Annotated in this window: 22 protein-coding genes; 7 read left to right on the top strand and 15 right to left on the bottom strand. The window is 60.4% G+C overall.

The window, feature by feature from the left end; translation table 11 throughout:
* Window positions 1–8 precede the first annotated feature (8 nt).
* The 3 genes from HBR94_RS02825 to HBR94_RS02835 are packed head-to-tail and all read left to right on the top strand — an operon-like array spanning window position 9 to window position 4,298.
* Window positions 9–1,136, top strand: coding sequence for a GNAT family N-acetyltransferase (locus HBR94_RS02825; RefSeq protein WP_057438352.1), 1,128 nt, complete (start codon window positions 9–11; stop codon window positions 1,134–1,136).
* On the top strand, window positions 1,133–2,911 hold the full coding sequence (locus tag HBR94_RS02830) for a HAMP domain-containing sensor histidine kinase (RefSeq protein WP_057438354.1): 1,779 nt from the start codon (window positions 1,133–1,135) through the stop codon (window positions 2,909–2,911). Before HBR94_RS02825 ends, HBR94_RS02830 begins: the two co-directional genes overlap by 4 nt.
* Window positions 2,901–4,298 (top strand): sigma-54 dependent transcriptional regulator, encoded by a 1,398-nt coding sequence (locus tag HBR94_RS02835; RefSeq protein WP_057958591.1) that lies wholly within the window; start codon window positions 2,901–2,903, stop codon window positions 4,296–4,298. The genes HBR94_RS02830 and HBR94_RS02835 overlap by 11 nt, the downstream gene beginning before the upstream one ends.
* 1,061 nt (window positions 4,299–5,359) lie before the next feature.
* Here the strand turns inward: HBR94_RS02835 and HBR94_RS02840 are convergent.
* The 11 genes from HBR94_RS02840 to HBR94_RS02890 all read right to left on the bottom strand — a co-directional run bounded on the left by HBR94_RS02840 (window position 5,360) and on the right by HBR94_RS02890 (window position 17,823).
* A complete protein-coding gene (locus HBR94_RS02840) occupies window positions 5,360–5,698 on the bottom strand; it encodes a GlpM family protein (protein WP_057438356.1) in 339 nt (112 codons plus the stop codon).
* Between the two features lie 10 nt (window positions 5,699–5,708).
* Window positions 5,709–7,049: a sigma-54 dependent transcriptional regulator gene (locus HBR94_RS02845; protein WP_057438358.1), complete on the bottom strand. Its 1,341-nt coding sequence runs from the start codon at window positions 7,047–7,049 to the stop codon at window positions 5,709–5,711.
* A complete protein-coding gene (locus tag HBR94_RS02850) occupies window positions 7,046–8,947 on the bottom strand; it encodes a sensor histidine kinase (RefSeq protein WP_115128904.1) in 1,902 nt (633 codons plus the stop codon). Before HBR94_RS02850 ends, HBR94_RS02845 begins: the two co-directional genes overlap by 4 nt.
* Window positions 8,948–9,109: 162 nt before the next feature.
* Window positions 9,110–9,844, bottom strand: coding sequence for an amino acid ABC transporter ATP-binding protein (locus tag HBR94_RS02855; protein ID WP_057438360.1), 735 nt, complete (start codon window positions 9,842–9,844; stop codon window positions 9,110–9,112).
* Window positions 9,841–10,512, bottom strand: coding sequence for an ABC transporter permease subunit (locus HBR94_RS02860; protein ID WP_057438361.1), 672 nt, complete (start codon window positions 10,510–10,512; stop codon window positions 9,841–9,843). Before HBR94_RS02860 ends, HBR94_RS02855 begins: the two co-directional genes overlap by 4 nt.
* Entirely contained in the window at window positions 10,512–11,258 is a 747-nt protein-coding gene (locus HBR94_RS02865) for an amino acid ABC transporter permease (RefSeq protein ID WP_057438362.1), read from the bottom strand. The genes HBR94_RS02860 and HBR94_RS02865 overlap by 1 nt, the downstream gene beginning before the upstream one ends.
* Window positions 11,259–11,453: 195 nt before the next feature.
* Entirely contained in the window at window positions 11,454–12,386 is a 933-nt protein-coding gene (locus tag HBR94_RS02870; RefSeq protein ID WP_029295166.1) for a glutamate/aspartate ABC transporter substrate-binding protein, read from the bottom strand.
* Window positions 12,387–12,763: 377 nt separating this feature from the next.
* Window positions 12,764–14,302 (bottom strand): glycerol-3-phosphate dehydrogenase, encoded by a 1,539-nt coding sequence (gene glpD / locus HBR94_RS02875; protein ID WP_057438364.1) that lies wholly within the window; start codon window positions 14,300–14,302, stop codon window positions 12,764–12,766.
* 232 nt (window positions 14,303–14,534) lie between these two features.
* Complete coding sequence (locus HBR94_RS02880; RefSeq protein WP_057438366.1) at window positions 14,535–15,290, bottom strand: DeoR/GlpR family transcriptional regulator; 756 nt, start codon at window positions 15,288–15,290, stop codon at window positions 14,535–14,537.
* 95 nt (window positions 15,291–15,385) lie between these two features.
* Window positions 15,386–16,891 (bottom strand): glycerol kinase GlpK, encoded by a 1,506-nt coding sequence (gene glpK / locus HBR94_RS02885; protein WP_057438368.1) that lies wholly within the window; start codon window positions 16,889–16,891, stop codon window positions 15,386–15,388.
* 77 nt (window positions 16,892–16,968) lie between these two features.
* Window positions 16,969–17,823 (bottom strand): MIP/aquaporin family protein, encoded by an 855-nt coding sequence (locus tag HBR94_RS02890; RefSeq protein ID WP_057444414.1) that lies wholly within the window; start codon window positions 17,821–17,823, stop codon window positions 16,969–16,971.
* A gap of 371 nt (window positions 17,824–18,194) precedes the next feature.
* Here HBR94_RS02890 and ybaK point away from each other — a divergent pair, with 371 nt between their 5' ends.
* A complete protein-coding gene (gene ybaK, locus HBR94_RS02895) occupies window positions 18,195–18,665 on the top strand; it encodes a Cys-tRNA(Pro) deacylase (RefSeq protein WP_057438370.1) in 471 nt (156 codons plus the stop codon).
* Between the two features lie 159 nt (window positions 18,666–18,824).
* Here the strand turns inward: ybaK and HBR94_RS02900 are convergent, their stop codons facing one another.
* The gene (locus HBR94_RS02900) at window positions 18,825–19,934 is read right to left on the bottom strand and encodes an ABC transporter ATP-binding protein (RefSeq protein ID WP_170044111.1); all 1,110 of its coding nucleotides are present in this window, start codon (window positions 19,932–19,934) and stop codon (window positions 18,825–18,827) included.
* Window positions 19,931–20,851, bottom strand: a complete 921-nt coding sequence (argF, locus tag HBR94_RS02905) for an ornithine carbamoyltransferase (protein ID WP_115128901.1) — start codon at window positions 20,849–20,851, stop codon at window positions 19,931–19,933. Before argF ends, HBR94_RS02900 begins: the two co-directional genes overlap by 4 nt.
* A gap of 435 nt (window positions 20,852–21,286) precedes the next feature.
* Here argF and HBR94_RS02910 point away from each other — a divergent pair, with 435 nt between their 5' ends.
* Both HBR94_RS02910 and grxD read left to right on the top strand, forming a co-directional pair.
* A complete protein-coding gene (locus tag HBR94_RS02910; protein ID WP_170044112.1) occupies window positions 21,287–23,395 on the top strand; it encodes a molybdopterin oxidoreductase family protein in 2,109 nt (702 codons plus the stop codon).
* Window positions 23,396–23,498: 103 nt separating this feature from the next.
* Window positions 23,499–23,837, top strand: coding sequence for a Grx4 family monothiol glutaredoxin (gene grxD, locus HBR94_RS02915; RefSeq protein ID WP_032858447.1), 339 nt, complete (start codon window positions 23,499–23,501; stop codon window positions 23,835–23,837).
* Window positions 23,838–23,903: 66 nt separating this feature from the next.
* Here the strand turns inward: grxD and bfr are convergent, their stop codons facing one another.
* Window positions 23,904–24,374 carry a bacterioferritin gene (gene bfr, locus HBR94_RS02920; protein WP_057439332.1) on the bottom strand — a complete coding sequence of 157 codons (471 nt, stop codon included), beginning with the start codon at window positions 24,372–24,374 and terminating at the stop codon, window positions 23,904–23,906.
* A gap of 201 nt (window positions 24,375–24,575) precedes the next feature.
* The gene (locus HBR94_RS02925; protein WP_170044113.1) at window positions 24,576–24,794 is read right to left on the bottom strand and encodes a bacterioferritin-associated ferredoxin; all 219 of its coding nucleotides are present in this window, start codon (window positions 24,792–24,794) and stop codon (window positions 24,576–24,578) included.
* Window positions 24,795–25,029: 235 nt separating this feature from the next.
* On the opposite strand from HBR94_RS02925, the gene HBR94_RS02930 reads away from it, so the two are divergent.
* On the top strand, window positions 25,030–25,632 hold the full coding sequence (locus HBR94_RS02930) for a peroxiredoxin (protein ID WP_003172097.1): 603 nt from the start codon (window positions 25,030–25,032) through the stop codon (window positions 25,630–25,632).
* Window positions 25,633–25,634: the final 2 nt, after the last annotated feature.

Consider the following 25,634-nt stretch of genomic DNA (forward strand, 5'->3'; position numbering starts at 1 on the left):
ATTCCGATGTGATCACCGCACACACCTTCCCGAGCATCCACGCCATCGAACGCAGTGCCTGGAATGACTGTTTTCCCCAGGCGTTGGAGGATTGGGATTACTACGTCGCCGTAGAAAACGCTGCCATCGACGACTTCCAGTGGCGCTACCTGGCCCTCTATGAGGACGGGCAACTGCTGGCCGTCGCCCCGGCGTTCATCACCCATTATCGCCTCGATACCACCGTGTCGGGCATCGCCAAACGCTTTACCCAACGCCTGGAACGCTGGTGGCCGGGAGCGTTGCGCCTGGGCTTGTACGCCATCGGCTCGCCGGTGGCCGAGCAATGCCATGCCGGTGTCGCCAGCCATGTGCCCGCTGCGCGCCGCAGTGCGCTGTTGGAGCAATTACTGGTCGCGGCGCGTCGGGATGCCGATGCATTCGGCATCGGCCTGCTGGCGGTCAAGGACGCGCCGAGCCTGGATCAGGACTGGGCCGACAGCTGCAAGACCGCCGGCCTGCATAGCATGCCGAGTTTGCCTACCGGGTTGCTGCCGCTGCCCTACGGCTCAGTGGATGCCTATCTGGGCTCCCTGGGCAAATCCACGCGCAAGGATTTGCGGCGCAAGCTGCGTGCGCCGGGGCCACAGGTGGAGTGGCGGGACAATGTCGATGATGTGTTGCCGGATATCATGCGCCTCTACGAAGCCACGCTGGCTCGCGCCGACCTGCAATTCGAGCGCCTGCCTGCCGGTTATTTCAGCCAGGTGCTCGCCCAGCTTGAACAACGGGCGCGCTGTGTACTTTACTGGGTGGATGGGCAACTGGTGGCGTTCAACCTGGTGCTGCTGGACCAGCACCGGCTGATCGACAAGTTCTTTGCCCACGACCTGGCCCACAGCCGCGAACATAACCTGTACTTTCGCAGTTGGCTGACCAACGTCGACTACTGCATCGAGCACAATATTGCGTTGTACGAGTGCGGGCAGGCCGGGTATGCCAGTAAGCTACGCCTGGGCTGTGAGTTCGCCGGCAATACGCTGTTCTTCCAGCACCGCAACCGGCTGCTCGATACCCTGCTCAAGCTGGTAAAAGTGTTTATTCGCCCGGACCGATCCGACCCTGCCATGGCTGCTGCAATAAGCGAAACCCGATGATCGCCAAAACCCGTCAGAAAGCCCGCCCATTTGCCATTTCCCGCTGGAGCCTGCAGCGCAAGCTGGTGTTGGCGTTCTGGCTGGTGACGGTGATCCCGACCATGATCGCCGCCGAGCTGGCAGCCACCACCCTGTCGCAGATTTTCGACAGCAACGTGCGCATCTGGCTGCAAGAGTCGACCCGCATCGTCAAGGATGAAGTCAGCGACATCCTGCACGACAACGCCCGTGTGGCGCAGATCTTCCTGCGGTATGTGCGTCCGCCTTCCAGCCATGAAGCGATGCGTCATGACCGTTTGATCGCGGACATTGCCCGCGCCACTGATATTGATGTGGTCACGCTGATTCGCAGCAGTGACAGCAAGGTGATGTTCAGCACCGTGGGCGATGATGTGGTGAAACAAATCAGCCTCGCTCCCAATGCCGTGTTGCAAACCGTGCAGGTCGGCGGCGTGGCCACCGGGGCCGTGATTTCCTCGTTCGAGACCAGCCAGGATGGCGTCGACTACGAACTGTTGGTCGGTACCTACCTGGACAGCAGCTTCCTGACCAGCGTCGCCGAGGTGCACTCCCTGGACTTGCGTCTGTACCTGGCCAATACCGAAGGCTTTTCGGAGATCTTCTCTACTCAGCGTTTTGAAGACCACCCGACCCGCGTGCCGAAATCCGTGGAAACCCTGCTGCGCAGCACCAAGCAGCCCAGTGAACAGTTCACCAGCAACTACAGTGGCCTGTACTGGCCGATCTTCAATGACACCGGCGAGTTACAGGGCGTGATCTTCAGCGGCCTGCTGCGCCACACCAGCCTGGTGGGGCTGGTGAACCAGAGCAATCTGTTTGTGCTGATCTTCCTGCTCAGTTCCGCTTTGTCCCTGGGGGCCGGTGTGCTGGTCTCCCGGCACCTGACCCGGCCACTGCGCGAATTGTCCCAGGGTGTGAGCGCGGTGATCAGCGGCAACTACCAGCACCGCGTGGCCGTCACCGGCGGTGACGAGCTGGCGCAATTGAGCAGCACCTTCAACCATATGACCGAGCGCCTGGGCGAGTTGCATCACCTCGAAGCCCAACTGCGCCGCCGCGACCGCCTGCATGCCCTGGGCGAAGTGGCGATGGGCCTGGCCCATGAAATCCGCAACCCGCTGGGCATCATCAAGACCGCGACCCAACTGCTGCACCGTCGCACGGACCTGCCGGAGACCGACAAGCGCCACCTGGAATACGTGATCAGCGAAGTCAGCCGGATCAATGACCTGATCACCGATTTCCTCGACTTCGCCAAGCCCAGCGAACCGCTGCGCAGCCAGCAACCGGCGCGGCCGCTGGTGGAAGAAATCCTCGGTTTCTGCGCGCCGGAGCTGGCCAGCCACGCCATCGACGCCCATCTCGACGACCAGGCGCCGGGTGCGACCCTGTATGTGGACGCCAAGCAATTCAAGCAGGCCTGCCTGAACCTGATCCTCAACGCCATCGACGCCATGCCCCAGGGCGGGCGCCTGACCTTGAGCATCAGCCGTGTCGATCACTACACGGTGATCAGCATCAGCGATAGCGGCCAGGGCATCCCCCCTGAAATGATCGAGCGGATCTTTACCCCCTTTGTTACCACCAAGGCCTCGGGCACCGGCCTGGGCCTGGCGAAAGTCTATTCAATCATGGAGAGTCACGACGCCAGCATCGAATGCACCAGCGAGAAAGATGCCGGCGCCACCTTCAGCCTGTACATTCCGGCCAACGGTGAAGATGACGGCGACGACGAGGACAGTCATGACACATAACATATTGGTGGTCGACGACGAGCCCAAGCTCTGCGATTTGCTGTCGTCGGCCCTGAGCCAGAACCATATCCAGGTGTTTATCGCCGGCAATGGCCTGCATGCGCTCAAGGTGCTGGAGCAGGAGGACATCGACCTGGTGATCAGCGACTGGCGCATGCCCGGCATGGACGGCCCGCAACTGCTGGCCGAGATCAAGGTGCGCTACCCGCAATTGCCGGTGATCGTGATGACGGCCTACAGCACCGTGAAAAATGCTGTGCAGTCCATGCGTAACGGTGCCTACGACTACATTGCCAAGCCCTTCGATATCGACGAGCTGGACATCACCGTGGCCAAGGCCTTGCAGTTTCGCGACATCATGCGCGACAACGCACGGCTGCGTGCCGAACTCGATGAACATGCCCAGTTCGATAGCCTGGTCGGGGAAAGCCCGGCGTTCCGCCGAGTGTTGCAGGCGGTGGATTCGGTGCGTGAAAGCAACGCCACCATCCTGTTGACCGGCGAAAGCGGCACCGGCAAAGAAATGGTCGCCCGCGCCATTCACAAGCATGGCAACCGTGCAGACAAGCCTTTTGTGGCGGTCAACTGCGCGGCGATCCCCGAAGGCTTGCTGGAAAGCGAAATGTTCGGCCATCGCAAGGGTGCGTTTACCGGCGCCGTGGCCGACCGGGTAGGGCGCTTTATGCAGGCCGACAAGGGCACGCTGTTTCTCGACGAAGTGGGGGATATGCCCCTGGCGTTGCAGGCCAAGATCCTGCGCGCCTTGCAGGAACGGGTGATCGAGCCGGTCGGCGACCCGCGTGAGCGCAAGGTGGACGTGCGGGTGATCGCCGCCACCAACAAGAACCTGCTGGAAGCGGTGGCGAACAAAGAGTTTCGCGAAGACCTCTACTACCGCCTGAATGTGTTCCCGATCCCACTGCCAGCATTGCGCGAGCGCGTCGAAGACATCGCCCCGCTGGCCCGCCACTTTGCCCGCAGCCTGAGTGCCAACGCCGGTAAACGCATCACCGGCTTCAGCCCCGACGCCTTGCAGGCCATGGCCGCCTACAACTGGCCGGGGAACATCCGCGAGCTGCAAAACTGCGTGGAGCGCGCGACCATCGTCGCCTCCAGCCCGGTGATTGAAGATATCGACCTGCCGGCCTACCTGTTCGCGTCCCAGCCGACCGAGCGGGATGTGACGACAATCCTCAGCGAAGGCCCAGGCGTGCCCCAGGACCTGGACGCGGCGCTGGCCGAGGTGGAAAAGGCCTACATCCTCGCGGCCTTGCAGGAGAGCAATGGCGTACAGGCGGCTGCGGCGTCGCGGATTGGCATCTCCGAACGCAGCTTCTGGTACCGCTTGAAAAAGCTGGGGATCCAGATCGACAAAATCGTACGCTGAGCCCTGGGAACCACACATAAGCAAATGTGGGAGCTGTCGAGCTTTAGCGAGGCTGCGATGCAGGCAGCTGGGTTTTTCAGGTGTACCGAGTCGACCCCATCGCAGCCTCGCCGGGGCTCGACAGCTCCCACAAGGGATTGGGGAATCACAGGGATCAAATGTGGGAGCTGTCGAGCTTTAGCGAGGCTGCGATGCAGGCAGCTGGGTTTTTCAGATGTACCGAGTCGATCCCATCGCAGCCTCGCCAGGGCTCGACAGCTCCCACAAGGGATTGGGGAATCGCAGGGATCAAATGTGGGAGCTGTCGAGCTTTAGCGAGGCTGCGATGCAGGCAACTGGGTTTTGCAGGTGTACCGAGTCGATCCCATCGCAGCCTCGCTGGGGCTCGACAGCTCCCACAAGGGATTGGGGAATCGCAGGGATCAAATGTGGGAGCTGTCGAGCTTTAGCGAGGCTGCGATGCAGGCAGCTGGGTTTTTCAGGTGTACCGAGTCGATCCCATCGCAGCCTCGCTGGGGCTCGACAGCTCCCACAAGGGATTGGGGATGCACACTGAGCAAATGTGGGAGTTCTCGAGCTTTAGCGAGGCTGCGATGCAGGCAGCTGGGTTTTGCAGGTGTACCGAGTCGACCCCATCGCAGCCTCGCCGGGGCTCGACAGCTCCCACAAGGGATTGGGGAAGCACACTGAGCAAATGTGGGAGCTGTCGAGCTTTAGCGAGGCTGCGATGCAGGCAACTGGGTTTTGCAGGTGTACCGAGTCGATCCCATCGCAGCCTCGCCGGGGCTCGACAGCTCCCACAGGGGATTGGGGAATCACAGGGATCAAATGTGGGAGCTGTCGAGCTTTAGCGAGGCTGCGATGCAGGTAGCTGGGTTTTGCAGGTGTACCGAGTCGATCCCATCGCAGCCTCGCCAGGGCTCGACAGCTCCCACAAGGGATTGGGGAGCCACACTGAGCAAATGTGGGAGCTGTCGAGCTTTAGCGAGGCTGCGATGCGGGCAACTCGGTTTTATGGGGGTACCGAGTGGGTCCAGTTCCCACAGTGGAGCCGTGGAGTGTCAGGCGTGAATTCGAATCCACACACTCACCAGCACCGTCGCCGCCATCAGCCACGCCACCGCGGCCACCGCCAGGGAGGCCTCCAGGCGCATGCGGTCGACCATCACATACAGCGTCGCCAGGTACACAAAGTACGGAATGATCGACCACATGCCGAACACAATAGTGGTCTTCAGGTCGTCCACCGAGCGGCCCTTGCCGACGATGTAGTGGGCGATCAGTGCGAAGGTCGGAAACAGCGGCACCAGGCCGGCGATGTAATAGTTCTTGGTTTTGGCCAGCACCGCCAGGAGCAACACCACCGCCGCTCCGAGGGCGGCCTTGAAGACTAAATCCACGCATGACTCCTTAGTGGCTCAGGCCGTATTTCTTGACCTTGTCGAACAGGGTGGTCTTGGCCATTCCCAGTTCCAGGCTGGCCTGGGTCAGGTTGCCGCCGCTGCGTTGCAGGGCGTCGCTGAGCAGGTTGCGTTCAAAGGCTTCCACCGCTTCGGTAAAGGCCAGGCCATGGTTGTCGGGGCTGGCGCCGCTTTTCTTGAAGGCGGGCAGGCCCAGGGCAAAACGTTCGGCGACGTTGCGCAGTTCACGTACGTTGCCGGGCCAGTCATGGCTCATCAGGCTGGACAGGGTCTGGTTGTCCAGCTCCGGGGCGATGCGGTCGAAGCGCAGGGATGATTGCTGCAGAAAGTGTTCGAACAACTGCAGGATATCTTCGCGGCGCTCGCGCAGCGGTGGCAGTTCCAGGGTCACCACGTTCAGGCGGTAGTACAAGTCGCTGCGGAACTGGTTGGCGCGGCTCAAGTCGTCGAGGTCGGACTTGGTCGCGGCAATCACCCGGCAATCCACCGCCACGCTCTGGTTCGAACCCAGGCGCTCCAGGGTGCGCTCTTGCAAGACCCGCAGCAGTTTGATCTGCAGGTTCATCGGCATGCTTTCCACTTCGTCGAGGAACAGCGTGCCTTCGTGAGCATGCTCGATCTTGCCGATCCGCCGTTTGCCCGCACCGGTAAAGGCGTTGGCTTCGTGGCCGAAAATCTCGCTCTCAAACAGGTTTTCCGGCAGGCCGCCGCAGTTCAGGGCGACGAACTGGTGGGCGTGGCGGCGGCTAAAGTCGTGCAGACAGCGGGCGACCAACTCTTTGCCGGTGCCAGTCTCGCCTTCGATCAGCACGTTGGCCGAGGTGTCGGCGACGTTGGCGATCAACTCGCGCAGGTTCTGCATCGCCGGCGAGCGCCCGATGATCCGGCCTTCCAGGGAGTCACGTTCGGCCAGTTGCCGGCGCAGCGCCCAGACTTCCCGGGCCAGGCCACGCTGTTCGAGGGCGCGGCGCACCACGTCCACCAGGCGCTCCGGAGAAAAGGGTTTCTCCATGAAGTCATAGGCACCGTTGCGCATCGCGCCCACTGCCATGGAAATATCGCCGTGGCCGGTGATCAGCACCACCGGCAGGCTTTTATCCAGGGCCTTGAGACGGGTCAACAGCTCCAGGCCGTCAATGCCGGGCAGGCGGATGTCACTGATGACAATGCCGGCAAAATTCTCGCCGACACGCTTGAGTGCCTCTTCAGCGCTGGCCACGCCGACGCTGGGAATATCTTCCAGGGCCAGGGCTTGCTGGCAGCCGAGCAACACATGGGGATCGTCTTCGACAATCAGCACGGTCAGCTCGGTGTTGGGTTGGCTGTTCATATCGACTCGCCGGGTTGATGGCCTGCCAGGGGCAGGCTCAGGACAAAGGCTGTACCACCAGCGGCCGGATGCTCGACGGCCAGGTTGCCGCCGGTGGCTGCGGCAAGGCTGGCCGACAGGGTCAGGCCCAGGCCCAAGCCTTGCTCGCCGGGTTTGGTGGTGAAAAAGGGTTCGAACAAATGTTTGCGGGTCTCAGGGTCGATGCCATGCCCGTTGTCCCGCACCCGCAGGCGGTATTTGCCTTCGCTGATGTCACTTTCCAGCCACAGCTGCGGGGCGGGTTGGGCGTGCATCGCGTCCAGGGCGTTGCCGATCAGGTTGACCAGGATTTGCTCCAGGCGCGTCTGGTCGATCTGCAACATGGCCTGGCTGAACTGACGGTGTACGGTCAGCGGCAGGCTGTCGAGGCGGCTGCCCAGAACCTGGAACGCCGCATCCACGGCCTTGCCCAGGCTGGCTTCGCCCTGGTCGTCACCCCGCCGGGCAAACGAGCGCAGGCTGGCGGTGATGCGTCCCATGCGGTCGATCAGTTCATTGATGGTCTTGAGGTTGGTGCTGGCAGTATCCAGGGCGCCGCGCTCGAGGAAGCGCACGGTATTGCCGGACAAGGTGCGCAGGGCCGCCAGCGGCTGGTTCAGTTCATGGGCGATGCTGGTGGACATCTGGCCGATGGCCGCTAATTTGCCGGCCTGGACCAATTCGTCCTGGGCCCGGCGCAGGGTTTCTTCGGCCTGGCGCCGCTCGCGGATCTGCGCCTTGAGCCGTTCGTTGCTGGCGCGCAGGTCGGTGGTGCGCTCGGCAATCCGCCGCTCCAGCTGGTTGTTGGCTTCCTGCAGGGCCTCGCGGGCGGCCAGGCGTGTGGCGATTACCTTGCGCCGCTCATTCCAGGCAATCAGCAGGAACGCCACCAGGGCAAAGGCCACCGCAACGAGGATGCCCTGGTTGATCGCGGCCTGGCGCAGGTCGTTGAGCGGGGTGAGCAGGGTGAAATTCCACGGTGTGTCGTTCAGGGGCCGGGTCTGGGCCAGGTAGGTGACTTCCCGGTCGTCGGCCACCACTTCACTGTTGGCCGGGAAGGTCAGTTTTTCGGTGCCGGTGTCGAGCTGTTCGCGGGCCAGGGGTTGCAGTTCGTTGAGGGTCGCCCAGTAATATTGCAGGCTGCGGGCCAGGCGCTCCTTGGTATCGTCGCTCAGCGGGCGCACCGCCTTGAGCCGGCGTGCCGGGTCGCTGGAGAGGATGATGATGCCGTTCTCGTCGCTGACAAAGGCTTCCAGGCGCGCGCGCTGCCAGCGTTCTTCCAACGCTTCGAGGCGCACCTTGACCACTGCGACACCAATGATCTTGCCGTGTTCTTCCAGGCCGTGGGCCAAGTAGTAGCCAGGCTCGCCATTGGTGCTGCCGATGCCATAGAAACGGCCCGGCTGGCCACGTACGGCATTCTGGAAATAGGCGCGGAACGACAGGTCTTCACCGAGGTAGCTGTCGACATCGCGCCAGTTACTGGTGGCCATCACGCGGCCGGTGGTGTCCATCACATAAATCGCCCGACTGCGGCTGCGCCGGTTCAGGCCTTCGAGGTATTCGTTGACCGCTTGCCGGTGTTCCGGGTTCGGGTCGGCCAGCAGTTTGGAGACGCTGGATTCCAGCTCCAGCAGGCTGGGCAGGTAGGTGTACTTGCTGATCTCACTCTCGACCGTGCGCGCATGCAGCTCCAACTGGCGCTCGCCGTTCTCGCCCAGGGTCCGGATGCCGTAGTACTCGCTGGTCCAGAAGCCGATAAAACCCAGGCCGATCATCAACAGGATGATCAGGGGCGGCAGGAACAGCTGGCGAATCAGACGAGGCTTCACGGCAAGGGATGGCGGTGCGGCGCGATAGAGGGTGGGGTCGCATTTCATCACAGATGCCTTGGGTCAACCAGCGCTTGCCTGGACCAGTGTGGGGGGGCGGGCTTGCCCGCGATGACGGTAAGTCAGCCACAGAGGTTGACTGATATGCCGCAATCGCGGGCAAGCCCGCTCCCACAGGGCCCGGTTTCTACAGTGGACGCTGTGTTGTGCTTAGTGCTGCAGGATTTTCTCGAGGAAGTGCTGCGCACGTTCGGAGCGGGCGCTGATATCGCCGAAGAACTCTTCTTTAGGGCAGTCTTCGATGATCTTGCCGGCATCCATGAAGATCACGCGGTCGGCCACTTTGCGGGCGAAGCCCATTTCGTGGGTCACGCACATCATGGTCATGCCTTCCTGGGCCAGTTGCACCATCACGTCCAGTACTTCGTTGACCATCTCCGGGTCCAGGGCCGAGGTCGGTTCGTCGAACAGCATGACGATCGGGTCCATTGCCAGAGCACGGGCAATCGCCACGCGCTGCTGCTGGCCGCCGGACAGTTGGCCCGGGTGCTTGTCCTTATGTGCCGACAGACCTACACGCTCCAGCAATTGCAGGCCTTTCTTCTCGGCTTCTGCCTTGCTGCGGCCCAACACCTTGATCTGCGCAACCGTCAGGTTTTCGGTGATGGTCATGTGCGGGAACAGTTCGAAGTGCTGGAACACCATGCCCACGCGCGAGCGCAGTTTCGGCAGGTTGGTCTTCGGGTCGGCAATCGAGGTGCCATCGACCACAACGTCACCTTTCTGGAACGGTTCCAGGGCGTTGACGCACTTGATCAGGGTGGATTTGCCCGAGCCGGACGGCCCGCACACCACGATCACTTCGCCTTTTTTGACCTCGGTGCTGCAATCGGTCAGCACCTGGAAGTCGCCATACCACTTGTTGATGTTCTTGATAGAGATCATACGGCAAACCTTTTTTGCAGACGCTTGACCAGCAGCGAGGCGGCAAAGCTGATGATGAAGTAGACGACACCGGCAAAGATCAGGAACTCATTGGAGCGGCCGATAATGTCGCCGTTGGAACGGGCGGAGTTGAGGAAATCCACCAGGCCCACGGTGTAGACCAGCGAGGTGTCCTGGAACAGGATGATGCTCTGCTGCAACAGCAGCGGGGTCATCTTGCGGAACGCCTGGGGCAGGATGATCAGGCGCATGGTCTGGCCGTAGGTCATGCCCATCGCTTGTGCCGCAGCCATCTGGCCCTTGGGGATCGACTGCACGCCGGCCCGCACGATTTCGCAGAAGTACGCCGCCTCGAACATCATGAAGGCCACGACGCAGGAGGTGAACGCACCGATTGGCGTGTCTTCGCCGGTGATCCAGCGCAACACGAACGGCACTGCCAGGTAGAACCAGGTGATCACCAGCAGCAGCGGGATCGAGCGGAAGTAGTTCACATAGGCGCCGGCCACGCGGGACAGCAGTTTGCTGGAGGACAGGCGCATCAAGGCCAGGATAGTACCGAGAATGATGCCGCCGACCACGCCCATGACCATCAGCTTCAAGGTCATGACCATGCCGTTCCACAGGCCAGGCATGGCCGGGATAATGCCGCTGAAATCAAATTCCATTATTTGCCCCCCACGGAAATCAGGCCGGGCACAGCGACTTTCTTCTCGACCAGGCGCATCAGCAGCATCAGGCTCATGTTCAGGGTGAAGTAGATCAGCGTGGCCAGGGTGAAGGCTTCAAACAGGTTGGCCGAGAACTCGGCGGTCTGCTTGGTTTGCGCCAGCAGTTCCATCAGGCCGATCAAGGACGCCACGGAGGAGTTCTTGAACACGTTGAGGAATTCCGAGGTAAGCGGCGGAATGATGATCCGGTAGGCCTGGGGCAGCAGCACGTTCCAGTAGATCTGCGACAGGCTGAAGCCCATGGCGCGCGCGGCGGCTTCCTGGCCACGGGGCAGCGCCTGGATACCGGTACGCACTTGTTCACATACGCGGGCGGCGGTGAACAGGCCCAGGCACACGACAACGCTCAGGTAGGCCGAGGTGGTCGGGTTCAAGTCTTGTTTGTACCAGTCCTGCAGGTTTTGCGGCAGCAGGTCGGGCACCAGGAAGTACCAGATGAACAGCTGTACCAGCAGTGGCACGTTACGAAACAGTTCCACATAGCAGGTGGCGATGCCGGCTACGAGGCGGTTAGGCATCGTGCGCATCACGCCCAGTATCGAGCCCAGCAGCAAGGCGACGATCCAGGCCACGACGGCGATGGCGATGGTCCAGCCCAAACCGGAGATGAACCAGTCGAGATAGGTCTCGCTGCCCACGCCGGTGGACTTGAAGAATACGCCCCAGTCCCAGTTGTAATTCATTAGGGTCTCCCCCGAAATCAATCGATGTACAAGCACCCGCTTGGGGAAGATCCATTCCCGCCTGACGGTGAACGTCAGGCACACGCGATCGGCTCGGAAACCGCCAGGTCGAGTGTTCCAAATAATAATGCCAGCAGGTAGTAACAGACGCCTGAGGGAGGGTTGGCTCCCTCAGGAGATAAGGTTAGTTCGGAATCAGGACTTTTTTTCAGCCGTTTTGTCGTCGGCTGCTTTGTCGGTCGGATTGGCGATCAGGGCCTTGAGTTCGTCGCTCATCGGGAACATCAGGTTCAGGCCTTTTGGTGGGATCGGCGAGCTGAACCACTTGGTGTAGATGTTGTTGATTTCGCCAGACTTGTAGGTAGCGACGATAGCGTCATCCACAGCCTTCTTGAACGGTGCATCGCCTTTGCGAACCATGCAGCCGTAGATTTCGAAGGATTGCGGCGTGCCGGTCACGGCCCAGTCGGTAGGCTTCTTGGCCTTGGCCATTTCACCGGCCAGCAGCGCATCGTCCATCATGAAGGCAACGGCGCGGCCGCTTTCCAGCATCTGGAAGGACTCACCGTGGTCTTTGGCGGAGATGACGTTCATGCCCATCTGCTTGTCAGCGTTCATGGACTTGAGGATGCGCTCGGACGTGGTGCCGGCGGTGGTCACGACGTTCTTGCCCTTGAGGTCAGCGAAATCCTTGTAGGTCGAGTCCTTTTTGGACAGCAGACGGGTACCGATTTCGAAGATGCCGACGGAGAAGTCGACTTGCTGCTGACGCTCAACGTTGTTGGTGGTGGAACCACACTCAACGTCCACGGTGCCGTTCTGCACCAGCGGGATACGGGTTTGCGAAGTGACCAGGTTGTATTTGACCTTCAGCTCGCCTTCCTTCATGCCGAGGTCTTTCTCGACAGCTTTGACGATGGCCAGTTGAATGTCGTGGGAGTAGCCCACTGGTTTGCCCGAACCATCCGCAATGTAGGAAAACGGAATGGAGGCGTCGCGGTGGCCCAGGGTGATGGTGCCCGACTCTTTGATTTTCTTCAGCGTGCCGGTCAGTTCGGCGGCGAAGACTGGAGTGCTAATCAGAGCAGCAGCGATAGCTGCGCCCAAAATATGGGGAACGATACGCATCAATACTTCCTCGACATTTGTTTTTTTTATGAAGCCTGGACGGCTCTTTCGATACAGCGAATGCCTGTGACGGCTCCTGAAGCATCTCAGACAAACACGTACCAAGTGTAGAGCATGAGTCGTGCCAGACTGTGATTAAAAATCTAACTGTATGATTTATATGGCGATTAACTTTATATGACGAGGTTTATCCGGTGTTTAAATCCGGCAAACCGAATAGGTGGCGTTACCACGTTCGGAAAACCGAATCTGTAGGCATTGGCTGCCGGCGATCACCGCCCGTTGTTGCAGGCCAGCCAGCTCCCACATTGATCGCATTTCACATCAAGACGTTCATAAAAAAGCCCCTGGGCCTTTCGGCGCAGGGGCTGGATGCATCAGGCTGCTTCGATCTTGCTGCGGTTCTGTTCGACCTTGACCAAATAACGCTGCAGGTTTTCCTGCTCCTCGGGGGTGGTGAACAGCCCGAGTTTGGTGCGCCGCCACAGGATGTCGTAGGCCTGGGTCGCCCATTCCTCGGCGCACAGGTAGTCGACTTCCCGGGTGTACAGGCCGCCACCCAGGTGCTCGCCCAGGTCGGCCAGCGATTGCACGCCTTCGAGCAGGCGCCAGGTGCGGCTGCCATAGGTGGTCGACCAGCGGCGGGCGATTTCGCTGGGGATCCACTCGAACTTGCTGCGAATGTCGGTGGCCAGGGCTTCTGGCGTGCTCATGTCTTCACCGCCGGGCAGGCTGGCCTTGGCGGTCCAGCTCGGCTTGATATGCGGGAAGTAGGGGGCCAGTTGCGCCAGGGCCGACTCGGCCAGCTTGCGGTAAGTGGTCAGCTTGCCACCGAACACCGACAGGATCGGCGCTTCTTCGCCGCTGCCGGACAGTGCCAGGGTGTAGTCGCGGGTAATGGCCGACGGGTTATCCGACTCGTCGTTGCACAGCGGGCGCACGCCGGAATAGGTGTGCACGATATCGTCGCGGCTCAACTGCTGCTTGAAGTGGGCGTTGACCACCTTGAGCATGTAGTCCGTTTCACCTTCGGTGATCGCCACTTTCGCGGGGTCGCCGGTGTACTCACGGTCGGTGGTGCCGATGATGGTCAGGTGATTGAGGTACGGAATGGTGAAGACGATACGCCCATCCTCGTTCTGCAGGATGTGCGCATGGGCGCCTTCGTACAGTTTCGGCACGATCAGGTGGCTGCCCTGGATCAGGCGGATGCCATACGGCGAATCGAGCTTGAGGTCATCCTTGATGAACTTGGCGACCCATGGGCCGGCCGCGTTCACCAGAGCCTTGGCGCGGATCGACAGCAGGCTGCCATCGGCGCGCTCCAGGTGCAGGTGCCACAGGCCCTTGCTGCGACGGGCGCTGACGCAACGGGTCTGGGTGTGGATATGTGCACCCTTTTCCCGGGCGGCCATGGCGTTGAGTACAACCAGGCGCGCGTCGTCGACCCAGCAATCGGAGTATTCGAAGCCCTTGGTGATTTCGCTTTTCAGCGGGCTGTCGGCGCCGAACTTCAGGCTTTTGGAGCCTGCAAGTTTCTCGCGCTTGCCAAGGTGGTCGTACAGGAACAGGCCGGCACGGATCATCCAGGCCGGGCGCAGGTGCGGGCGATGGGGCAACACAAAACGCATCTGCTTGACGATGTGCGGGGCCTTGGCCAGTAGCACTTCGCGTTCGGCCAGGGCTTCGCGCACCAGGCGGAATTCGTAATGTTCAAGATAGCGCAGGCCGCCATGGATCAGCTTGCTGCTGGCAGACGAGGTGTGGCTGGCCAAGTCATCCTTTTCGCAAAGGAATACCGACAGGCCGCGACCGGCTGCGTCTGCCGCGATGCCTACACCATTGATCCCGCCGCCAATCACGGCAACATCATAGACTTCGGCAAGGGGTGGAGCAGGCAAGGTAGAAGGGGTCATCGGCTGGCCTCGCGATCTTTTTTAATATTGGAATTCGAACATTAATGTTCATTTGCGAAAATGGTAGCTCATAAACGCGGGCACAGCCAGCTGACTTCGATTGAAAAAACTCATCGAAGGGCGGGAAAAGGAAAAATTGTGAACATTGAGCCGGATGCTGGCTCAAGAGCGTTGTGGTCTCTGGGCCGCCATCGCTGGCGCCTGGACCTGCGCCAGCGAGCTCAGGGGTCGCTCAGACGACTTCCAGACGAATCTTGTTCTGGCTCAACAACTGCACCAGCGCCGGCACCGGCTGCTGATCGGTGACCAGGCAATCAATCAAACTGATCGGCCCCAGGCGAATCATGGCATTGCGCCCGAATTTGCTGGAGTCCGCCGCGAGGATCACCTTGCGTGCGTTGGCAATGATTGCCTGGGAAACCCGCACTTCCTGGTAATCGAAGTCCAGCAGGCTGCCGTCCTCGTCGATACCGCTGATACCCACCAGGGCGAAGTCGACCTTGAACTGATTGATGAAGTCCACGCTGGCCTGGCCCACCACGCCGCCGTCACGGCGTACATTGCCGCCGGTCAGCAGCACGTCGAAGTCGTCCTTGGCGCTGAGCATCATGGCGACGTTGAGGTTATTGGTGATGATCTTCAGGTGGCTGTGGTTGAGCAGCGCCCGGGCAATGGATTCGGTGGTGGTACCGATATTGATGAACAGCGAGGCATGATCGGGGATCTGTGCGGCAATGGCTTCGCCGATACGCTGCTTTTCATCGCGCATCTGGTCGGCACGCATGGCGTACTCGGTGTTTTCGACACTGGAGTCGTAGGCGGCGCCGCCGTGATAGCGACGCAGCAGATTGGCGTCAGCCAGCTGATTGATATCGCGGCGGATGGTTTGCGGGGTAACAACGAACAACTGCGCCATTTCCTCGATACTGACGTAGCCGCGTTCGCGGACCAGTTCGAGGATTTGTTGCTGACGGGGAGGCAGATTCATTGGGCGTCCTGTGGGCTGCCATACAAAAGTGGCCCATGATGACGCAGGAATCTGCTCCCTGCCAGTTACAACCCGATGTGGGTCCTACGCTTGGCTTATTCAGCGCCTTCGTGAGGTTCCCAGTCACGGGTGCGGCTGACCGCTTTTTTCCAGCCAGCGTAGAGTTTTTCTTTGGCGGGCTCGTCCAGTTGTGGTTCGAACTCGCGTTCGATCACTGCCTTGCCACGCAGCTCATCCAGGCTGCCCCAGAAGCCACAGGCCAGGCCGGCCAGGTAGGCAGCGCCCAACGCCGTGGTCTCGCGCATTTGCGGGCGCTCGACCTGGGTGCCGAGGATGTCGGCCTGGAACTGCATCAGGAAGTTGTTGGCCACTGCGCCGCCGTCTACCCGCAGGGATTTGAGGCGTTCGCCGGAGTCCTGCTGCATGGCGTCGAGCACGTCGCGGGTCTGGTAGGCAATCGACTCCAGGGCTGCACGAATAATGTGATCGACACGTACGCCACGGGTCAGGCCGAACAGCGCGCCACGGGCGTAGGGGTCCCAGTACGGAGCGCCGAGACCGGTGAACGCCGGTACCAGGTACACGCCGTTGCTGTCTTTGACCTTGTTGGCGAAGTATTCGGTGTCGTGGGCGTCATTGATGATCTTCAACTCATCGCGCAGCCACTGCACGGTGGAACCACCGTTGAACACAGCGCCTTCGAGGGCGTAAGCCACTTCGCCACGCGGGCCGCAGGCGATGGTGGTGAGCATGCCGTGCTGGGATTTGACCGCTTTGTCGCCGGTGTTCATCAACAGGAAGCAACCGGTGCCGTAGGTGTTTTTCGCCTGGCCCGGCTCAACGCACATCTGGCCGAACAGGGCGGCTTGCTGGTCGCCGGCAATGCCGCCGATGGCAATCCCGCTTTTGGTGCGGCCATAGATTTCCGAGGAGGACTTCACTTCCGGCAGCATCTCGCGCGGGATGTCCAGGACCTCCAGCATCTTCGCATCCCACTCCAGGGTGTGGATGTTGAAGAGCATGGTGCGCGAAGCGTTGGTGTAGTCGGTGACGTGGGTCTTGCCGCCGGTAAATTTCCAGATCAGCCAGCTGTCGATGGTGCCGAACAGCAACTCGCCGTTGCGCGCGCGTTCGCGGCTGCCTTCGACGTTGTCGAGGATCCACTTCAACTTGGTACCGGAGAAGTACGGGTCGGTGACCAGGCCGGTGGTGTCGCTGATGTATTGCTCATGGCCGTCGCGCTTGAGCTGCTGGCAGATTTCGGTGCTGCGCCGGCACTGCCAGACGATGGCGTTGTAGATCGGGCGGCCGGTGACCTTGTCCCAGACCACGGTGGTTTCACGCTGGTTGGTGATGCCGATGGCGGCGACCTGGTCGTGGTGCAGGCCGGCTTGTGCCAGGGCCTCGACCATCACTGCGCTCTGGGTGGCGAAGATTTCCATCGGGTCATGCTCGACCCAACCGGCTTGCGGGTAGTGCTGGACGAATTCACGCTGGGCGGTACACACCACGTTGGCGTCACGATCAAAAATGATCGCCCGGGAACTGGTGGTGCCCTGATCGAGGGCAATGATGTAGTTCTTATTCTGTGTGTCGGTCATGTCGATTGCCTTGGACGGAAAAAGGAGTGGGTAAGTAGCCTGGGCCGCAAGGGGCAGAAGGGCTCAGGCTACCGCTTTCAAGAAGTTCGGGTATTGCCGCTGGTGGCGGTTTCGGCTGCATCAGTTGTAGCAGCTGCGGCGTTGGGCAGATGGCGGGCAATCAACCCGCGATAGGCCGCAGCGCCGAGGCAGGCACCGACAATCGGTGCAACGATCGGAATCAGGAAGTAAGGAATATCGCGCCCGCCGGTGAAAGCCATTTCACCCCAACCGGCGAAAAAGGTCATCAGCTTGGGGCCGAAATCCCGAGCCGGATTCATCGCAAACCCGGTCAGCGGGCCCATGGCGCTGCCGATCACGGCGATCAGCAAGCCGATCAACAGCGGGGCCAGAGGGCCGCGGGGCAAGCCGTTATTGTCGTCGGTCAGGGCCATGATCACGCCCATCAGGATCGCGGTGATGACCATTTCCACCAGGAACGCCTGGGCCGTATTCAGCAGGGCGTGCGGGTAGGTGGAGAACACCGAGGCCAGTTCCAGGCTGGCTGCGGAGCCACGAACCATCTGGTGAGTTTGTTCGTAATCGAAAAACAGGTTGCTGTAGAGCGTGTAGACCAGCGCGGCGGAGCAAAAGGCGCCGGCAACCTGGGCGATGATATAGAAGGGCAGTTTGCGCTTGTCGAAATCGGCAAAGATGCACAGCGCGATACTGACGGCTGGATTGAGATGAGCCCCGGAAATGCCGGCGCTCAGGTAGATCGCCATGCTCACGCCGATCCCCCAGATGATGCTGATTTCCCACAGGCCAAAGCTGGCACCCGCGACCTTGAGCGCAGCGACGCAACCGGTACCGAAGAAGATCAGCAGCGCGGTGCCGAGGAACTCGGCCATGCATTGGCTGGAAAGTGAAGGCTGTTGAAGAGCAGTTGTCATTGAAAACCTCGATTTTTTTTCTTGTCTGGCGCTGTGCCGCAACGGGCGATGCGCGATTTTCACCGTGGTCAGGATCCCCATCCTGCTCACGGCTTACTGCTCGGACACTGTGGATAGATTCTTACAGCATTCGGAAACGAAAAAATATAGACAAGAAACGCCGCTGTCAAAGGTCGAAAGTGAACGGCCGGTCATTTTCAAACTATTCGCGTGATGAATGATCTCGGCAACCCATCGGCGGGGCTGGCGGCAAGCGTGGCCAGGATCTGCGCGGATTCGTCGCACGACCCCCTGCACTAGAGCGTTTTGCCTGGGTTTGTCCTAGAATCGGCGGTCTGTTTTTCCACGTTTTCCCCAAGCCTGGAGCCTCCATGACACCTGCATTGGACTTGTTGAAAAAAGTTCGCGCCGAACATCGCATCCACAGTTATGAACATGACCCCAAGGCGGCATCCTATGGCCTGGAGGCCGCGGAAAAGTTGAGCCTCGACCCGGCGCAGGTGTTCAAGACGTTGCTTGCCAGCAGCGAAAAAGGTGAATTATTGGTGGCTGTGGTGCCGGTCGTCGGAAGTCTTGATTTGAAGGCCCTGGCTCACGCGGCGGGCGTAAAGAAAGTCGAGATGGCCGACCCGGCGGCGGCGCAGCGCTCGACCGGTTATTTGTTGGGTGGGATCAGCCCTTTGGGGCAGAAGAAGCGCTTGCGCACCTTCATTGATGTGAGCGCAGAGCCTTTTGCGACAATTTTTGTCAGCGCAGGCAGGAGAGGGTTGGAAGTGGAGTTGGCGGCGGCGGTGTTGGCCGAGCATACCCAGGGTAAATTTGCGCCGATTGGCCGGGCGTGATTTCAAGAACGGAGGAATCAGATGTGGGAGCCAGCCTCTGTGGGAGCTGGCTTGCCTGCGATAGCCTCACCTCGCTGTAGCTGACAGCCCGAGGCGCCTGCATCGCGGGCAAGCCCGGCTCCCACACAAGCCCGCTTCCACATTTTTGACTCGGTTTGTTCAGCTGGCGGTGCTGTAGCGCCGCACACCGGACTCCACCTGCGGGATCTGCGCCGCCGTGCTCCCCGAAGCCTGGAACAACACCAGATGCTCGGCCGCCACGCGGATCCCCACGTTTACACCCACCTGATGATCGGCATGGCTGGGGAAAATCGACTCCAGCTGGGCGCCGGTCGGCAACTGCAGGCGGTACAGGGTCGAGGCACCCAGGAAGGTCTTGCCGACGATCAGCGCGTTCAGCGGGCTGTCCGGTGCATACACGATGTCATCCGGGCGCAGCAACACATCCACCGCGCAGCCGGTTGGCCAGGTATAGGCACGATTGCCGCGCAGCTCGCCCAGTTCGGTAGTGACCGACTCCGGGGTGCTCAATTGGCCACGGATGAAATAACCCTGGCCAATAAAACTCGCGACGTAGGGCGTCAGCGGTTCGTGATAGAGGTTGTAGGGCGTATCCCACTGCTCCAGGCGGCCTTCCTTGAACACGCCGACATGGTCGCTCACCGCAAAGGCTTCTTCCTGGTCATGGGTCACCAGGATCGCACTGGTGCCACGGGCCTTGAGGATGTCGCGCACTTCATGGCTGAGCTTGCGCCGCAGTTCGCCGTCGAGGTTGGAGAACGGCTCGTCCAGCAACAGCAGTTGCGGTTCCGGCGCCAGAGCACGGGCCAGGGCCACGCGCTGTTGTTGGCCACCGGACAGTTCGTGGGGGAAGCGCTTGCCCAAGTTCTTCAGGTTGACCAATTCCAGCAGTTCGGCGACCACCCGCTCTTTGTACGGGTGTTTGCGAATGCCGAAGCCGATATTGTCGGCCACGCTCAGATGTGGAAACAGCGCGTAGTCCTGGAACACCATGCCAATGCGACGCTTCTCCGGGGCCAGGGTAAAGCCGGCGCTGGAGATCACTTCGCCAGCCAGGTTGATCTCGCCTTCGTGCACCGGCTCAAACCCGGCAATCGCCCGTAGGGTGGTGGTCTTGCCACAGCCCGAGGAGCCCAGCAGGCAACCGATATCTCCAGCGTTGAGGTGCAGGTTGAGATTCTGCACCACCCGTTGGTCCTGATAGCCGCATGCCAGATTGCGCAGGTTCAGCAGAAGTGGCTGGCTCATGCGTGGTGATACGCCGGTGGGACCAGGAATTCCAGCAGGGCCTTCTGCGCATGCAGGCGGTTTTCTGCCTGGTCCCAGGCGACGGAGCGCGGGTCGTCCAACAGGTCGAGGCTGATTTCTTCGCCGCGATGGGCCGGCAGGCAGTGCATGAACAGCGCATCCGGGGCGGCGAGGTCGAGCAATTCACGGGTGACTTGATAAGGCGCGAACAGGGCCAGGCGCTTGGCGGTCTCGTCTTCCTGGCCCATGGAGGTCCAGACGTCGGTGCTCACCAGGTGCGCGCCGATCACCGCGTCTTTAGGGTCACGCACGATTTGCACGCGGGCGTCGGCCTTGGCCAGGAATTCGGCGCTCGGCTCGTAGCCCTCGGGGCAGGCGATGCGCAAGTGGAAGTCGAACTGGATCGCCGCTTCTATATAGCTGTTGCACATATTGTTGCCATCGCCGATCCAGGCCACAGTCTTGCCCTGGATCGAGCCGCGATGTTCGAGGAACGTCTGCATATCGGCGAGCAACTGGCACGGATGCAGGTCGTCGGACAGCCCGTTGATCACCGGCACTCGCGAGTTGGCGGCAAATTCAGTCAGGGTGCTGTGGGCGAAGGTACGGATCATCACCGCATCGAGCATGCGTGACATGACGATGGCGCAATCGCTGATCGGCTCGCCACGGCCCAGTTGGGTATCCCGAGGCGACAGGAAAATCGCCTGGCCGCCGAGCTGGATCATGCCGGCTTCGAAGGACAGGCGGGTACGGGTGGACGACTTCTCGAAAATCATCCCGAGTACGCGGTTTTTCAAAGGCTCGAACAGTACGCCGCGATTACGCAGGTCTTTAAGCTCAATGCCTCGACGGATCACGCTGACCAGCTCTTCGGGCGTGCAATCCATCAGGGAGAGAAAGTGCCTTGCGCTCATCATTAACTACCTTTTTGCAACAGACCGCAGATACTCAAAGCCTTGTTTATTGTGACAACGGGCGAGACCTGCGGCGAAAGCCGCACGGGGCGACGAAATAGGGGAAGGCGCGATATTGACATTAAATGTCGCGTCTTACCAATAGGCTACGGTTTTTTAGGGATGTTCAAAGGGGCGGGAATTGCACTTTTGAGGCCTGTTTACGGACAGCAGCGGGTCATTTGTACACTGGCGCCGCGACCTTTTGCAATGTGTGATGGCGGCCCCGGGCTGGGTTGCGTCGGTTTCCGGGGCGGTGTGGGCGGTTTCTGAAACATTTGCTCATGCTTGCCCATGGTCTGGCCTGATGCCCATTGATTCACGGGGCGAACGATGCTGGTGCCGCCGCTGGCCGCAGCCCATAGTCAGGCCAAAGCCCTAATAAAGAGACTGGCCATGACCAAGACTCTCCATCACCGTGCCTGCCACCTGTGCGAAGCCATTTGCGGCCTGACCCTGGAAACCACCACTTCGGATGATGGCAGCATTGCCATCACCTCGATCAAAGGGGACGCCCAGGATACCTTCAGCCGTGGCCATATATGCCCCAAGGCCGTGGCCCTACAAGATATCCAGAACGATCCCGACCGCCTGCACCAGCCGATGTTGCGGGTGGGCAGCGAGTGGCAGCCGATCCCCTGGGACGAGGCCTTCGCCCTGGTGGCCGAACGGCTGGCGGGGATCCAGGCGCGGCATGGGCAGAATGCGGTGGCGGTGTATCAGGGCAATCCCAGTGTGCATAACTACGGCTTGATGACCCACAGTAATTACTTCCTCGGGCAGTTGAAGACGCGCAATCGCTTCTCCGCGACGTCGGTAGACCAACTGCCCCATCACCTCACCAGCCACCTGATGTACGGCCATGGCCTGTTGCTGCCCATCCCGGATATCGACCAGACCGACTTCATGTTGATTCTGGGCGGCAATCCACTGGCCTCCAATGGCAGCATCATGACCGTGCCGGACGTGGAGAAACGTCTGAAGGCCATTCAGGCACGGGGCGGCAAAGTGGTGGTGGTCGACCCCCGACGCAGTGAAACGGCGGCCATGGCCGACCAGCACCTGTTTGTGCGCCCCGGCGGGGATGCGGCGTTGCTGTTCGGGCTACTCAACACATTGTTTAGTGAGCACCTGACCCGCGACAGCCACTTGCTGGTGGACGGCCTGGAGGAGGTGCGCCGGGCCGTCGCAGGCTTTACCGCCGAGGCCATGAGCGCCCACTGCGCGGTGCCGGCCGAGCAGATCCGCCAGTTGGCGCGGGATTTTGCGGCGGCAGACAAGGCGGTCTGCTATGGGCGGATGGGGGTATCGACCCAGGCGTTCGGTACCCTTTGCCACTGGCTGGTGCAGTTGATCAACCTGGTCACCGGTAATCTGGACCGGGTCGGGGGCGCCTTGTGCACCGAACCAGCGGTGGACCTGGTGGCCGCCACGTCTGGTGGGCACTTCAACCGTTGGCAGAGCCGGGTGTCCGGGCGTCCCGAATACAGCGGCGAGCTGCCGGTGTCGGCCTTGGCCGAAGAAATGCTCACCGAGGGCGAAGGACAAATCCGTGCGCTGGTGACAGTGGCCGGCAACCCGGTGTTGTCCACCCCCAACGGACGCCAATTGGAGCAGGCCCTGGACGGTCTGGAGTTCATGGTCAGCGTGGACCTGTATATCAACGAAACCACGCGCTATGCCGACCTGATCCTGCCATCGACCTCGGCCCTGGAGAACGATCACTACGACACCACCTTCAATATGTTTGCGGTGCGTAACGTTACGCGCTTCAACCGGGCGATCCTGCCCAAGCCCGAGGGCGCGTTGCACGACTGGGAGATTTTTGTCGGCCTGGCCCAGGCGTTTGCGGTCCGCACTGGCAACCCGCTCAAGCCAACCCTGGCGCCGGCGCAGATGATTGACCTGGGCCTGCGGGCCGGGGCCTATGGCGATGCTTCCTCGCACAAGCTGTCGGTGGCGATGCTGGCCGAGCATCCCCATGGCCTGGACCTGGGACCGCTGAAGGCCAACCTGGCGGGACGCTTGAAAACCGCCAATGGTCGGGTGCAGGCGGCGCCAGCAGTGATCCTCGCGGACCTGGCGCGGTTTGCCGCATTGCCGTTGCCCAAGGTTGATGAGTTGCTGCTGATCGGCCGCCGGCACGTGCGCAGCAACAATTCGTGGATGCATAACTATCACCGACTGGTGAAGGGCAAGCCGCGGCATCAGTTGCTGATGCACCCGGATGACCTCGCCATTCGCCAACTGAGTGACGGCCAGCGCGTGCGGGTCAGTTCGCGGATCGGCATGATCGAGGTGCACGTACTGGCCAGCCTGGAGATGATGCCCGGCGTGGTCAGCCTGCCCCACGGCTGGGGTCATGACCGGCCGGGTGTGCAGATGAGTATTGCCAGCGCGCAGCCGGGGGCGAGTGCCAACGACCTGACGGATGAGCGTCAGTTGGACGAACTGTCAGGTAACGCGGCGTTGAACGGCGTGCCGGTGCAGGTCGCGGCGGCGTGACGCAGTGAGTCTGTCGGGGAGCCCGAGCACCACGCTGGGATTTTGCGTTACAATGCGCCACCGTGCCGACCTGTGAGTCGCAAAGTTCCAGCCGAGGTGTTCCATGGATATCATCGAAACGATTAAAGAGCAGATTGCTAACAACACCATTCTGCTTTACATGAAGGGCGCACCGAATGCCCCGCAGTGCGGCTTCTCCGCGAAGGCCTCCCAGGCCGTCATGCAGTGTGGCGAAAAGTTCGCTTACGTCGATATCCTGCAAAACCCGGAAATCCGCGCCAACCTGCCGAAATACGCCAACTGGCCTACTTTCCCACAACTGTGGGTGGCCGGTGAGCTGGTCGGCGGTAGCGACATCATCACCGAAATGGCGGCTGATGGTTCGTTGCAAGCGCTGATCAAGGACGCAGCTGAAAAAGCAGCGGCCAAGACCGAAGCGTAATTCGCGCGCAATAAAAAGCCCCGCTTCTCATTCGAGAGCGGGGCTTTTTTGTGCCTGTTGGCGCGGTTATTCACCCATCTGCGATTGCAGGTAGTTTTCCAGGGTCACTTTGTCGATCAGGCCGATCTGGGTTTCCAGCCAGTCGATATGCTCTTCCTGATCTTCGAGGATATCTTCCAGCAGTTCGCGGCTGCCGAAGTCGCCCTTGGTCTCGCAATGTGCAATGGCGGCCTTGAGGTCGGCATGGCTCTTGCGCTCAAAGCCCACATCGCTGTTGAGCATTTCCAGGGTGTGCTCGCCGATGTTCAGCTTGCCCAGGTCCTGGACGTTCGGCAGACCTTCGAGGAACAGGATGCGCTTGATCAGCGCGTCTGCGTCCTTCATGGCCTTGATCGACTCTTTGTACTCACGCTTGCCGAGCTTTTCCAGGCCCCAATCGTCATACATGCGTGCATGCAGGAAATACTGATTGATCGCGACCAGTTCATTGGCAAGGATTTTGTTGAGTTGCTGGATGACTGAGATGTCGCCTTTCATGATTGGGGTCCTGCCCTGTATTCGTTGTATATAAGGCGGAGTTTGAGCTGCACAACTACTAGTGTCAAACCTAAGTTATTGAATAATAAATGAAAATTAATCGGAATAAGAATGTTTGTGTTCCGCGTCTTGGCGCTAACTATTTGAATTACAGGCATAAAAAAACCGGACGCTAAGTCCGGTTCTTTAAAACACGCCACTTCAGGCGTGTGTAAATTCTGCCGAGTAGGCGATCGCGGCCTGGGCTGTTTGCAGCGATGTCAGGGTTTCCCGTACCACTTGCTTGGCAAGGCAGGCACATTTGCCACATTGGCTGGCAACGCCGGTGGTTTCACGCACTTCCTTGTAGCTGCAGCAACCTTCATAGATCGCTTCGCGGATTTGTCCGTCGGTGACGCCAGTGCAGAGGCAGACATACATAAGGGAGAACCATCGCGGTTTAAGGCTTAAGTGCGATGGATCTTAATGTTAACGAGAATGATTGTCAAAGTGCTTTCTCAAACCTTTGCCCGCCGTGGGCCCCTCACTGACGAACGGCTTTTTTCAGGTATGATGGTCGGTCTTTACGAAGCGTGATCGCGTCACAGGCCTGTCGTCAATTCACGGCAGACTCAGGGGCGGTCCATTTACTTCAATTACCATCAGGAGATAACCAATGAGCGTACTCGTCGGCAAACAAGCCCCGGATTTCGACGTACCTGCCGTCCTCGGCAATGGCGAAATCGTTGACAGCTTCAAGCTGTCTGAAGCCATCAAAGGCAAATACGGCCTGGTGTTCTTCTACCCGCTGGACTTCACTTTCGTCTGCCCATCCGAGCTGATCGCCCTGGATCACCGCATGGACGACTTCAAGGCACGTAACGTTGAAGTGGTTGCCGTGTCCATCGACTCCCATTTCACCCACAACGCCTGGCGCAACACTGCCATCAATGATGGCGGCATCGGCAAAGTCAAATACACCATGGCTGCCGACATGAAGCACGACATCGCCAAGGCCTACGACGTTGAGTCCGAAGGCGGCGTGGCTTTCCGTGGCGCGTTCCTGATCGACGACAAGGGCGTTGTGCGCTCGCAGATCATCAACGACCTGCCGCTGGGCCGTAACATGGAAGAGCTGATCCGCCTGGTCGACGCTCTGCAATTCCACGAAGAGCACGGCGAAGTCTGCCCAGCCAACTGGAAAAAAGGCGACAAAGGCATGAACGCTTCGCCAGAAGGCGTTGCGGCTTACCTGACCGAGAACGCTGGCAAGCTGTAAGC

It is taken from the genome of Pseudomonas sp. WS 5412, assembly GCF_012985615.1.
Classification (GTDB): Bacteria; Pseudomonadota; Gammaproteobacteria; order Pseudomonadales; family Pseudomonadaceae; genus Aquipseudomonas; species Aquipseudomonas shahriarae.